Below are 10,373 nucleotides of genomic sequence, written 5' to 3' on the forward strand. Positions count from 1 at the left end.
GGCCTGGTCGCCGCCCGGCGCGGCCGCCACGGCGATGTCCGGCTCGGCGGCGATCAGCGCCGGCACGTCGGGAGATGGCGTGGACGCCATCGGCAGCGGCGCCGGTTCGGGCAGCGGCGGCGGCTTCGGCCTGGCGACAGGCTTCGGCGCGTGCTGCGCCAGCGGCTTGACTTCCGGCGCCGGCGCGCTTTCCACGCGCTTGGGCAGCGCAAGCCGCAGCTGCGCCGTCATCAGCGACGGCGGCACGTCGGAAGCCCGGTGCGTCTGCGCGCTCAGACGACCGCCTACCCAATCGATGGCGGCATAATGCAGCGCCACGGTGGCTGCGCCCAAAAACAGCACGCGCCGGTGTCGGGTAAGGGAGGAAACGATCGTCATGGCCGCTAGTTTAAACGGGATCGGCCGGATCGGCTGCCTGGGTGCGGAAATGTTGTCAAAACCTTTTGAATGACAGAGCGATATCTGCTACGCTGATTACTCCATTCCACAGGAGGTTTCTCATGCCGCATCCACAAATGCCGAACATTCCCGGCGCAGGAGTAATGACCGACACCCTGGACTTCGTCAAGAACCTGTGGGGCAGCATGAGCGTGCCGGGCCTCACCGCGCCCACCCTGTCGGTCGAGGAACTGGACAAGAAGATCAACGACCTGAAAGCGGTCGAGAGCTGGCTCAATCTGAATATGAGCATGCTGCGCGGGAGCATCCAGGCGCTGGAAGTCCAGCGCGGCACCATCGCCACGCTCAAATCGGTCGGCGCCAGCCTGGCTTCCGCCGTCAACACCGGCGTGAGCGACAAGTCGATCTTCGACGCCAATCCCTACGCCTCCGCTTTCTTCCACCACGCGCGCGAAGCCGACCAGGCAAAAACGCCGGCGCCAACGCCAGCCCCGGCGCCCGAGCCGGACGTCAAGGCCGAGGCGCCGAAAGCGGAAGCCGGCGCGCCGACCGCCGGCCAGCCCAACGCCTGGTGGAATCTGCTGCAGGACCAGTTCAAGCAGGCGGTATCGACGGCCATGGCGTCGGAATCGATGATGGCCGATGCCGCCGTCAAGTTCGCGGCAGCGGCAGCCGGCGCCACGCCAGCGGCATCGGCATCGGCTGCCAAGGCATCGCCGGCCGCCAAGGCGCCGGCCGTGAAGAAACCGGCGGCCAAAAAGCCGGCCGCGAAAAAAGCCGCCGCCAAACCAGCCAAGCCGGCCGGCGACAAATAATCAGAGGATTTACGCCAGCCGCTGGATGCGGATGGCGTCGATCAGGCCATCGGCCTGACGCTGCACTTTCTCGATGTCGATCAGGCCCTCTTCCTCCAGCAGCTTGGCGCTGGCGTGGGCGGCCTGAAAACTCTCCAGGGTATCTCCCTTGGCGGCGACCGGACGTATCCAGGCCACGCTGCCGACCTTCATTTTTGTGTAAACTTCTTTTGCGATATCGCGCATATTTTTCTTCTCCCGCTGGGTTGCTCAGTTATTGACTGGTGAAGCGGGTGCTCTCCGGCACCGGGCCGTTGGCCGCTTCGTATTCGCTGGCCGCTGCCGCCGCCACCACGCCGGACATCGGCGCCAGCATCGCCAGCTGCTCCATCAGCTGCGCAAAGCGCTGCTGCCCCGGCGCCAGGGAATCGACATGCATCAACACGCCGATGGCTTCGTCGGCCAGGCCGCGCTGATAGCCATTGTTCTGCAGCTCTGAAATGATGATCTGTGCGGAGTTGAACAATATCCGCATATTGTGCGGCAGCGCGCGGCGCGCCACGCGCATCCACTCGATGGCCTCGGCCAGCTTGCCGGTCTTCCACAGCAGCACGCCGCGGTTCATCATCTCCGCCGCCTCCAGCCGCGCGTTCCTGATCAGCTCCATGCCTTCATCGGTCATGCGCGCGCGGTCGAAGATTTTCTGCACGTCGTCCAGCAGCGCCGCGTTGTCGTGGTTGTTGCGGGTGACGTAGCACAGCAGGTTGACCGGCGCGTCCTTGACGCCCACCGCGAACAGCAGCGTCGCCATATCGAGGCAGGTTTCGGTGTCGGGCCGCTGGCGCGTCTCGTCCGCCAGCATCGCTTCCAGCTCGTCGCCGGACTTGCGCGCGCGGCGGAAGTCGCCGCTCTCGTGGTACACCAGGCCCTCGGTGATCTTGGCGCGCAGCGTGACCTGGTCGCCGCCGAATTGGTGCACGGCGGCGTTGAGCAGGCGGATGGCTTCCTTGGTGTCGTTCTTCTGGCCGCACACGCGCGCCAGGCCGAGGTAGGCGTCCACCGTTTTACGCACCGAGAACTCGCCGATCTCGATGCACTTGCGGAAGGCCTTTTCCGCCACCGGGATATTCCCCAGCTTGAGCGCGGTCTGTCCCAGCGAGCGTTGACGCGGCACCGAGTTGGGCGACAGCTTGGCCGCCTTTTGCAGCACATCGAACGCCTCTTCGGTCTTGCCCTGCAGCTGGAACGAATGCGCCAGCTGGTCGAAGGCGTCGATGTAGAAGCGGTTGTCGGCGATCACCGCCTGGAACATCATGCGCGCCGATTCCAGATCGCCATCGGCCATGCGGATCTTGCCGAGGCCACAGCGCGCCCAGTTGTAGTCGCGCTCCTGCAGCACCTGTTCATAGACCGCACCGGCCTGCTGCACTTCGCCGGCCTTCAGCAGCAGCGTCGCCTGCATGCGCAGCAGGTCGATGGCGTGCAGCGGATGGTGCGTCACCTGCTCGCCGCACAGCTTGGCCGCGCGCAGGTAGTCCTTGTCGGCGAAGGCCTGGTCGATTTCGCTGAAGACCTGCTTCTTGACCCACACGCGGTTCAGGCGCGTCAGCAGCACCGCTTCGGTGATCGGCTTGATGATGTAGGCGTCGGGCTGATGCTCGGCCGCGCCCATCACCGATTCCACGCTTTTCTCGGCGGAGACCATCAGCCACACGCTGCTCGGCAGCATCAGGTTGCGGATGCGCGCTTCCTCCAGCACCTGCTGGCCGTTCTTGCCGTCGCCCAGGTTGTAATCGCACAGCACCACGTCATAGCGGGTTTTCGCCAGCAGCACCATGGCTTCGCCGCCGCTGGAGGCCTGGTCGATATGCTTGGCGCCGAGGTTGCGCAGCGATTCGCGCAGCAGCTGGCGGATGCCGACGAAATCGTCGATGATCAGGTAGCGCTTCTCTTCCCAGTCGATGCCGTTTTCCGCATGATTCGCCATGGAGGTCATGATATCCCCGCTCATCGTCACGGCAGGCGCAGCACGAAGCAGCCGCCGCCCAGCGTGCCGCCGTTTTCCAGCGCGATGCTGCCACTGCGCTGACGGTACTTGTGCATCTTCGCCACCTCGCTGGAGAAATACAGACCGAGGCCGCTGCTGTTGCTGAGGAAGTTGATCGCCGCCTTGGCGCTGGCGCCGCTCTCCAGCATCGCTTCCGGGAAGCCGCTGCCGTTGTCTTCCACGCGCAGCTCGAGGTAGTCGCCGTCGATGGCGATCGACAGGCGGATGCGGTCGCGCGTGTAGCGCACCGCGTTGTTGATGGCGTGGACCAGCACACCGATGACCAGGTCTTCGTCCAGCGTCCAGATGGCGTTGTCCGGATACGCGACTTCAAAGGCGATGCCGCGCGATTGCAGCAGCATGTGCGCCTGGCCGGACACCAGCTCCACCAGATCGCGCATGCTGCGCGGGGCGGGATCGAAGGGGTAGCCCGGCTTGCCGACATCCTTGTACAACGCAAGCAACTGGATCAGATTGTCGTTCAGGCGCTTGGTCTGGTACAGCATCTGCGCCATCTGGTCGTACTCGGGCGCGGCGCTGGGCTGGCGTGCGGCCAGCAGATTCTCCAGCGTGCCACTGAGGACGCTGATCGAGTTTTTCATGTCATGCACCGTCGATGCCAGGAACATGAACAGCTCCGGGGAGCCTTCGTGCTGGGGCGCTTCTTGTTCATCCATTGTGCGGTTCTCCATGGACGGCGCGGGATTGTTGTTCACCGGGCTGATTATAACGTGTTGATTATGGCGTCGCCAGCGGCTGTGCTTACTGCGCGCGGCGCCGTTGCTTGAGCAGGAAGCGGCCGGGATCGAGGGCGTCCACGAGGGCGGCTTCCAATGGCAAAGGCGCATGCTCCAGTTGGGAGACCAGCAGCTCTGCCATCAGAGGTGCCCAGATCAGGCCACGCGAGGCATAGCCCAGCAGGCAATGCAGGCCGGGATGACGCGGCACCTCGGGCAGGAATTCGAGGCGGCCGGCGTTGCCGTAGTCCGGCAGCGCGCCGGCCAGCGGCAGGCGGTCCGGCGCGGCGCTGCGGAAGCCGACACGGCCCGCCAGCGGCGCGCTGTCGGCCAGCGCGGCGACGGCGTCGCCGGGGATGATCTCGGCCAGGCGCGTGAGGTTTTCCAGCTGGCTGCTGGCGCGCAGGGCCGGATCGTCGTCGTTGTCGTAGGTGGCGCCGGCGCAGACGATGCCGCCCGACGGCGGCGTCACATAGGCTTCGCGGCACACCACCAGCGGCAGCACCGGCGGTGTGGCGGCGGCGTCGACCGGCAGGTGCGTGACCTGGCCGCGCAAACGTGAAAGCGGCAGTTCCGCCGCCTGCGCGATGCGGGTGGCGCCGGCGCCGCCGGCCAGGATCACGGTCGGCGCTTGCGCGATCAAGGCGCCGCCTGCGGCGCGCACCAGCCATTCGCCGTCCTCGCGCTGCAAGTCCAGCGCCTCGGTGCAGAACACGCGCTGCAAACGCTCGCCGCAGGCGGCCAGCATCGCCTCGCACAGCGACGCGGGGCGCGCCCAGCCGCCCTGCCCGAACAGCCAGCCGCCATGCGGCGTCGGCGCGCCGATCAGGGCGCTGGCTTCCGGCGCATCGGCCCAGCGCACGTACTCTTGCGGATAGTCCCATGCGGCCACCACGTCCTGCTGGACCAGCGCATGCTTCGCATCGCGCGCCAGTTGCAGCACGCCGCAATCGGCGCCATCGAACGCCTTGCCGGCGCCGCCCATGCGCCGCCATTCGCGCAGCGCGAACAGGTAGGCGGCGCGGCTCAGGCGCGTGGGGATGTTGTCGTCCCTCGACAGCAGCGGCATGAAGATGCCGGCCAGGTTGCCGGACGCCTCCTGCGCCGGCTGCGCATGGCGTTCGATCAGCGTCACCTGCCAGCCGCGCGCGCACAGGCGGTGCGCGGCGGTGGAGCCGGCAACGCCGGCGCCGATCACCACGGCGCGCCGTTGCGGCGCGGGTGCGGCGGCGCGCGGCGCACGGCTCCTGTATTCGGCGATGATGTCCTGGCCGATGCCGGCCAACCGGCAAACGAAGCCCGCCGCGGTCAATGCCCACACCAGCGCCTCGTCGTCGGCTGCATGCAGCACGGCGCCTTGCACGGCAAGCTTCGCCAGCGTGCGCGCCATGGCCGGCGTCACTGCGGCATCGAGATGGAATTCATTCACGCGCGCGCTAATCTGCGGCAGCACGGCATCCACCGCGCCGACCAGCAGGTCCAGCGTCACATCGTCGCTCAGGATAACGCGGTGGAAGCCGGGAAGATTCAGCGGCCACAGGGCGCGCAGCTGCGCGTCCGCCACCGGGGCCGCCGGCGGCAGCGCGGCCGCGATTGCGATGTAGTGCAAACGCCCGCCTTGCGCGCGCGCCGTTGCCAACCGCTCGCCACAAAACGCCGTGTCGAGCACTACCCGCGTTGTCACTTGCGCGCCTTCCGGCAGAAGCAGTCCGGCGCATGGTCGTCCACCATGCCGATGCCCTGCATGTAGGCATAGATGATCGTCGAGCCGACGAACTTGAAGCCCAGCTTGACCAGATCCTTGGAGATCCGGTCCGACAGCTCGGTCTTGGCCGGACGCGGGCCGCTGCCGTTGACGATCGGTTTGCCGCCGACGTAGGACCACAGCAGCTTATCCAGGCTGCCGCCGCTGTCGAGCAGGCGCAGATAGGCTTGCGCATTGGTGATCGCCGCCGCCACCTTCAGGCGGTTGCGCACGATGCCGGCGTTGGCCAGCAGCTCGGCCACCTTGTCCGGGCCATAGGCCGCGATCTTTTTCGCGTCCCACTTGTCGAACGCCTTGCGGTAGTTCTCGCGCTTGTTGAGGATGGTCTCCCAGCTCAGGCCCGCCTGCGCGCCTTCGAGGTTCAGCATCTCGAACAAGCGGCGCTCGTCGTGGCAAGGCACGCCCCACTCGGTGTCGTGATATGCCAGATACAGGGGATTGGCCGGATTGGCCCAGCTACAGCGTTTCTTTTCCATCGTTAGCTCAGTTCCAGGTCGCTGGACAAACCGATGCGGCGACGCTCGCCGCTCAGCACCAGCGGGCCGGTCAGGTTGGACACCAGCCGCACTTCGCCGTCCGTCACGGCCTGGCCCAGCTGCTGCATCAGGCGTGGGAACACGCCCTCCGGCCGCGCGGCCTCGGTGCTGTACAGCGCGGCCCAGGCGTTGCGGCCGGAGCGCTTGGCGATGTACAGGCCCTGGTCGGCCAGCTCCACCACCTGCGACCATGACAGCAAACGCGGTTGCTCCGGCAGGAACGGGAAGCAGGCGAAGCCGATCGAGCAGGTCTTCGACAGGCGCTCGCCGTCCGGCAGTTCGAAATCGCGCTCGGCGACGGCGCGGCGCATGCGCTCCGCCACGCCCGGCGCTTCGTCGCGGTGCGTGGCGCGCGCCAGCACCAGGAATTCCTCGCCGCCCCAGCGGATCACATAGTCCGATTCGCGGAACACTTCACGCAGGCGCTCCTGCATCTGCACCAGGATCGAATCACCTGCCGCATGACCATAGCGGTCGTTGACTTCCTTGAAGTGATCCAGGTCGACCATGAAGAACACCAGATCCTTGGCCGCATGCAGATCGCACTCGGTCAGTTCGCGGTGCTGGCCGACGTCGTAGCCGCGCAGGCTCAGGGCCACGTCGGCGTCGACGTTCTGCAGGAAGAAGCGGCGGTTGCGCAGGCCGGTCAGCTGGTCGGTCAGGCTGACCTCTTCCAGCGCCTTGTAGGCCTGCTCCAGTTCCAGGTTCTTTTCCAGCAGTTGCTCCTGCGTCGCCGCCACCTGGCGGTAGGCGCTGGCGTTGTCCAGCGCGATGGCGCCGTAGGCGCACAGCGTGCGGAAGATCAGCCGTTCGCGCTCGCCGTAGGCATGCGCCAGCAGCGACTGCACCGTCATCACGCCCAGCACGCGCTCGCCCACGCGCAGCGGCGCAAACAGCAGGCTTTGCGTCGGCAGCGTGCCGGGGATCAGGTTCGGCGTCACACCTTCGTCTTCCAGTTCGACCAGGATCTCGCGCCGTTCGCGCAGGCAGCGCGCGGTGTTGGCGCTCGGATCGGCGGCGGCGATGCGCACGCGCGGCAGCTGCGTGCCGGCCTCGATGCCGAATTCGCACACCAGCGATTCGCCGTCCGGCTGCAGCAGGAAGATCGAGAAGTGCGTCGCGTCCAGCAGGCCGTGCACGTGACGGTCCAGCGCGCGGAACACCGCCGCCGCATCCAGATGCGCGGTGATCTCCTGGCCGATGGCGCTCAGGTGTTCCAGCGTGGCGCTGGTCTGTTGCAGCACTTCGGCGCGCTGCGCCTCGGCGGCGGCCAGCTGGCGATGGTGCTCGCCCTCGGTCTGCGCGCGCTCGGTCTGGTACTGCACCTGCATGGCGATGGCGCGGTTGGTGGCTTCCTTGCTGTGGGTCTGGTCGCGCGCGGCGCCGGCCCGCAGCGAGATGTTGTAGGCGCGCTCGTAGTCGCCGATGGCGGCATACTCGCGCGCCGCCGCATCGAGCAGCGCGCCCGGCACCGTGTAGCCTTCGATGGTGGCGGCGATTTCCAGCGCCAGGTTCAAATAGTGCAGCATGGCGTTGGGCGCCATCATCAGCTCCGGCGCCGGCAACGTGTGGCGGGCGTGGATGTCGGCCAGCACATTGAGCGCGGCGATCTGGCTCGATGCGTCGCCGTGGTCGCGCGCCAGCGCCAGCGCGGCCTGCGCCGCCGCCAGCGCATCGGCCGGCCGCGCCAGGTGCGACAGGGCGTGCGCCTGGCCGCGCCGCGCGCTGCTCTGGAAATCGTTCTGGCGCAGGGCGTCGCCGCGCGCGGCCAGGCGCGTGAAGCTCTCCAGCGCCGCCACGTGGTTGCCCAGGTCCAGCGCCAGGTCGCCCTGGTATTCCAGCGCCACCGCGTAGGCGCGCGATCCGGACAGCGGCGCCAGCGTGTTCAGGGCCTCGCGCAGCAGGCTTTGCGCGGCGTCGCGCTGGCCCAGCTGGCGCAGCGTCTCGGCGGTCTGCATCAGGCACATGCCGATGCTCAGCGGCCAGCCGGTGGGACGCGCCAGGTCGAGCCCGCGCTGCATCCAGTCGAGCGCCGCCTCGTGCGCATTGAGGCTGGTGAAGCCGTTGCCGATGTTGGTGGCGACGATGATGGAGCGGCGGATCTGGCCGGTGGCCAGCGCCGTCTCGAAGCTCCGCATCAGGTGGCCGATGGCGCGGCCGTACTCGCTGCGCTGGAAGGCGCAGGTGCCGAAGAAGTCGCTGATCCAGCCGGCGGCGATCGGCGCCACAGCGTCCAGGTCGCTGCCGAAGCGGCCCTGCCAGCGCTGCTGCGCGGCCAGGCCGTCGCCGAAGGCGTCGCAGATGCCGGAGGCGGCGTCGATGATGTCGATGCGCACCGGGTCGGCCGCCACCCGGGCGGCGGCGGCGGCCTGGCGCAGCCAGTGGTCGCCGTCGGCGCTGTGGCCGCGGTCGTTGCTGGCCCAGGCCATGACCCAGCAGGCGTCGACGCGGCAGGCGGCCGCAGCGGCCGGCTGCGTGGCGGCGGCCTGTTCGCACAGGTGCAGGGCTTGTTCGGCGTAATAGCGGGCGGTGTCGAGCTCGCCGCGCAGCCAGGCCGGCTCGGCGATCACCAGTTGCAGGCGCGCGCGGTACAGGGCGGCGGCGTCCGGCGTCAGCACGGCCAGCAGCGGGACGATGTCGGCGGACAGTTGCTGCGCGCGTGCGGGATCGCGCTGGCGCAAATGCCAGGCGAGCGCCATCAGCAGCTGCAACCGTTCCGAGCCTTGCACTTCTGGCAATGCCGCATCCCACTGCGCCAGCTCGTCGTCGAGCGCAAACATGTCCACCAAATTAACTTTCCTCTACTGTGTCGCCGCCGCGCGCCGGTGCGCCGCTACCGCATTATTCCACAGTTTGCAGGGCCTCCCGCATCCCCCATTTAAGTGACTGATATCAAAGACTTTTTAATACCGATAGGCAACTAGTTTAGTGAAAGCAACATTATTTGAACTTTATTTCGATGGCGACGGAATAAACGCGGCGCGCCGGCGTTTACCCATTTACCATCCACCACAACAGGAGACTTGCCATGAAACATACCCTCGCCCTCGCCACCCTGAGCGCCCTGCTGCTGTCCGGCGCCGCCCTGGCCGACGACGTCATGAAGAAGGACGGCGTGCTGGTCAATGCCGCCGGCATGACCGTCTACACCTTCGACAAGGACAGCGCCGGCAAAAGCGCGTGCAGCGGCGCCTGCATCGACAACTGGCCGGCGGTGACGCCATCCGCCAACGTCATGGCGCCGTATTCCGTCATCACCCGCGACGACGGCGCCAAACAGCTGGCCTACCAGGGCAAGCCGCTGTACCTGTTCAAGAAGGACCTCAAGCCGGGCGACCGCAACGGCGACAACTTCAAGGACGTGTGGCACGTGGTCAAAGAGTAAGCTTGCATGAATGACAGCCAGCGCCTGGTCGACTGCATCCCGCGCCTGCGCCGCTACGCCCGCGCGCTGCTGGGCACGCGCGCCGACGCCGACGACCTGGTGCAGGACACCGTCGCCCGCGGCTGGGACAAGCTGGCCTCGTGGCGGCAAGGCAGCGACATGCGCGCCTGGCTGTTCGGCATCATGCACAACCTGCATGTCGACCGCCTGCGCGGCCAGCCGCCGGCCAGCGAACCGCTGGACCTGGCCTTGCCGCTGGCCGCGCCCGGCGGCGATGCCGCCGCCGCCCGCCTGACGCTGCGCGACCTCGACACGGCGCTGCGCCTGCTGCCGTCCGAGCAGCGCGAGGTCGTGCTGCTGGTGGCGCTGGAAGAACTGAGTTATGAAGAAGTGGCGGCCGTGCTCGGCATTCCGGCCGGCACCGTGATGTCACGCCTGGCGCGCGGCCGCGAGCGGCTGCGCCTGCTGATGGAGGGCCAGCCGCTGCCCTCGCCGCTGAAGGTGATCAAATGAACGCCCCCGTAACCGAAGCCGAGCTGCACGCCTGGGTCGACGGCCAGCTGCCGCCCGCGCGCCATGCCGCCGTCGACGCCTACCTGGCCGACCATCCCGAACAGGCCGCGCGCCTGCACGCCTACCGCGCGCAGAACGCCGCGCTGCGCGCCCGCTTCAATCCGGTGCTGGACGAGGCCGTGCCGCCGGCCCTGGGC

The 10,373-nt window shown here is 67.7% G+C and carries 10 protein-coding genes and 1 pseudogene; 4 read left to right on the forward strand and 7 right to left on the reverse strand.

Going from position 1 to position 10,373, the window contains the following annotated elements:
• A pseudogene (locus GJ695_RS28610) lies at positions 1 to 378 on the reverse strand (DUF3108 domain-containing protein); the annotation flags it as partial.
• A gap of 122 nt (positions 379 to 500) precedes the next feature.
• Here GJ695_RS28610 and GJ695_RS28615 point away from each other — a divergent pair.
• Positions 501 to 1,214 (forward strand): PhaM family polyhydroxyalkanoate granule multifunctional regulatory protein, encoded by a 714-nt coding sequence (locus tag GJ695_RS28615; RefSeq protein WP_154370491.1) that lies wholly within the window; start codon positions 501 to 503, stop codon positions 1,212 to 1,214.
• Positions 1,215 to 1,223: 9 nt separating this feature from the next.
• Here the strand turns inward: GJ695_RS28615 and GJ695_RS28620 are convergent, their stop codons facing one another.
• From GJ695_RS28620 to GJ695_RS28645, 6 genes are all read right to left on the reverse strand, one after another.
• Positions 1,224 to 1,439 (reverse strand): hypothetical protein, encoded by a 216-nt coding sequence (locus tag GJ695_RS28620; RefSeq protein ID WP_154361499.1) that lies wholly within the window; start codon positions 1,437 to 1,439, stop codon positions 1,224 to 1,226.
• A 28-nt stretch (positions 1,440 to 1,467) separates the two neighbouring features.
• Positions 1,468 to 3,189 (reverse strand): tetratricopeptide repeat-containing response regulator, encoded by a 1,722-nt coding sequence (locus GJ695_RS28625; protein ID WP_229260694.1) that lies wholly within the window; start codon positions 3,187 to 3,189, stop codon positions 1,468 to 1,470.
• 17 nt (positions 3,190 to 3,206) lie between these two features.
• Positions 3,207 to 3,917: a sensor histidine kinase gene (locus GJ695_RS28630; RefSeq protein WP_154370493.1), complete on the reverse strand. Its 711-nt coding sequence runs from the start codon at positions 3,915 to 3,917 to the stop codon at positions 3,207 to 3,209.
• 85 nt (positions 3,918 to 4,002) lie between these two features.
• On the reverse strand, positions 4,003 to 5,661 hold the full coding sequence (gene mnmC1 / locus GJ695_RS28635; protein ID WP_166455368.1) for an FAD-dependent 5-carboxymethylaminomethyl-2-thiouridine(34) oxidoreductase MnmC1: 1,659 nt from the start codon (positions 5,659 to 5,661) through the stop codon (positions 4,003 to 4,005).
• Positions 5,658 to 6,218: a DNA-3-methyladenine glycosylase I gene (locus GJ695_RS28640; RefSeq protein WP_154370494.1), complete on the reverse strand. Its 561-nt coding sequence runs from the start codon at positions 6,216 to 6,218 to the stop codon at positions 5,658 to 5,660. The genes mnmC1 and GJ695_RS28640 overlap by 4 nt, the downstream gene beginning before the upstream one ends.
• Before the next feature lie 2 nt (positions 6,219 to 6,220).
• A complete protein-coding gene (locus tag GJ695_RS28645; protein ID WP_154370498.1) occupies positions 6,221 to 9,058 on the reverse strand; it encodes a GGDEF domain-containing protein in 2,838 nt (945 codons plus the stop codon).
• Between the two features lie 248 nt (positions 9,059 to 9,306).
• Between GJ695_RS28645 and GJ695_RS28650 the strand changes: the two genes are divergently transcribed.
• The 3 genes from GJ695_RS28650 to GJ695_RS28660 all read left to right on the forward strand — a co-directional run.
• Positions 9,307 to 9,663, forward strand: a complete 357-nt coding sequence (locus GJ695_RS28650; protein WP_154370495.1) for a COG4315 family predicted lipoprotein — start codon at positions 9,307 to 9,309, stop codon at positions 9,661 to 9,663.
• Between the two features lie 6 nt (positions 9,664 to 9,669).
• A complete protein-coding gene (locus GJ695_RS28655; protein ID WP_154370496.1) occupies positions 9,670 to 10,176 on the forward strand; it encodes an RNA polymerase sigma factor in 507 nt (168 codons plus the stop codon).
• Positions 10,173 to 10,373: anti-sigma factor family protein (locus GJ695_RS28660; protein WP_371866631.1), on the forward strand; the 201-nt coding region annotated here is incomplete at its 3' end. The genes GJ695_RS28655 and GJ695_RS28660, both read left to right, overlap by 4 nt.

The sequence above is a fragment of the Duganella alba genome, from assembly GCF_009674495.1.
GTDB lineage: Bacteria > Pseudomonadota > Gammaproteobacteria > Burkholderiales > Burkholderiaceae_D > Rugamonas > Rugamonas alba.